General features: G+C 60.7%; 1 pseudogene. It reads left to right on the forward strand.

The annotated features are described in order from the left end of the window. Positions 1-506: pseudogene (locus PQU95_RS18500) on the forward strand (hypothetical protein); the annotation flags it as partial.

Below are 506 nucleotides of genomic sequence, written 5' to 3' on the forward strand. Positions count from 1 at the left end.
GTGACCAGCTTCACCGTCACCGTACCGACCACCAACGACACCACCGACGAAGCCGACGAAACCGTCAAGCTGAGCATTGGCGGTAAAGACGCCACCGGTACCATCATCGACAACGACGGTGCACCTAGCATCGCCTCTGTTGACGTGAGCAACGCCGATGCCAAGGCCGACGAAGGCACTGCGCTGAACTTCAACGTACAGCTGAGCAATACGTCCTCTAGCCAGACCACCTTTGACTTCAGCCTGGCCGGCGTGACCGCGTCCGAAGGCGACTTCAACCGTGCCGGCGTGACCTTCACTAACGGCGTGACCCTGAGTGCCGATGGCAAGAGCGTGATCGTGCCGGCCGGTGTAAGCAGCTTCACCGTCAGCGTACCGACCGTGAATGACACCGTGGATGAAGCCGACGAAACGCTGAAACTGGCTGTCGGTGGCAAAGACGCCACCGGTACCATCGTCGACAACGATGCCACCCCGACCATCAGCGGCGTGAGCGTGAGCAACAC

The organism is Vogesella aquatica, from assembly GCF_028548455.1.
GTDB lineage: Bacteria > Pseudomonadota > Gammaproteobacteria > Burkholderiales > Chromobacteriaceae > Vogesella > Vogesella aquatica.